At 37.4% G+C, this 975-nt stretch carries 1 protein-coding gene and 1 pseudogene; one reads left to right on the forward strand and one right to left on the reverse strand.

All coding sequences use genetic code 11. The features are described 5' to 3' along the window. Positions 1–197: 197 nt before the first annotated feature. Complete coding sequence (locus CBG10_RS08305; RefSeq protein ID WP_094502523.1) at positions 198–551, reverse strand: hypothetical protein; 354 nt, start codon at positions 549–551, stop codon at positions 198–200. 159 nt (positions 552–710) lie between these two features. Here CBG10_RS08305 and CBG10_RS08310 point away from each other — a divergent pair. Further along, a pseudogene (locus tag CBG10_RS08310) lies at positions 711–975 on the forward strand (IS30 family transposase); the annotation flags it as partial.

Consider the following 975-nt stretch of genomic DNA (forward strand, 5'->3'; position numbering starts at 1 on the left):
AAGTGGTGGCAAAGTAGTCAGAGCATTTTGGCTTGAGCAAAGCGAAAGCCAGCGCCTTGAGACGCCGGCTTTTATTATCGGCTTATAGCCGATGTGCAAACCACCCGTTTGACGGGTGGTTATGATTAAAAAAATAGGCAATCTAATAACGTAGGCTAAAAGCGAACATCATTGGATTGCCCAATAACTAGCATAATTTATTCACGTCGTAACATAATATGCCAGACAAAGAAGCCGACTCCGATAATTAAAGCCAACCATGCCCATAGTTGCAATGGAAGATAGATAGTACACGTTAACAAACCTAAAACCCAACTGATTAGCATCATCGATAATCCAGCAATATCGCCACCTAAACCATCAATACCACAAGTAGCGATATAGACAATTCCTGATGCCAGATATAATAGCGAAACAATTAATTCAGCTGTTCCGGCATAAATATGAATTGCAGGATTAGGATTCCCAAAACCTTTTACAATCGATTGAACAAATATAATAATGGCTAACACAATCATAATAATTCCTACAATAAGTTTTGTTATCTTCATTCTAAAGACCTCCTCAAGTCTTATTCTACCCGGATGATTAGAATTTATAAAGAATTACAGTTTTTCTATTTCATCGTTTGTAAAATTAAGTTAGAAAAAATAAAAAGCCATTTGTGATAGACTTTTGAATATCCCTAATCAAAAGAAAGGCAATCACAAATGACCTATAAACATCTTACCACACGTGAATTAACTCTCATAGCTGATTTTTGGTATCAAGGTATTAAAGCTTATCGGGCTGCTAAATTACTTCAGCGTAGTCAAGAAACCATCTATCGTGTTTATCGTTTCCTCAACGACGGTAAAACCATCGACCAATATCTTCAGACTTATCAGCGACATAAGCGTCGTTGTGGTCGGAAGCAGACCCAACTGCCAACTATCGAAGTTAACTATATCCATGCGCAAATCAAGGCAGGTTTTC

Source organism: Limosilactobacillus reuteri (assembly GCF_002254085.1).
Classification (GTDB): domain Bacteria; phylum Bacillota; class Bacilli; order Lactobacillales; family Lactobacillaceae; genus Limosilactobacillus; species Limosilactobacillus reuteri_K.

Bases quoted from the DNA above. Each gene is read 5' to 3' on its own strand.
- CBG10_RS08305 (WP_094502523.1), bottom strand. From the start codon at position 551: ATGAAGATAACAAAACTTATTGTAGGAATTATTATGATTGTGTTAGCC.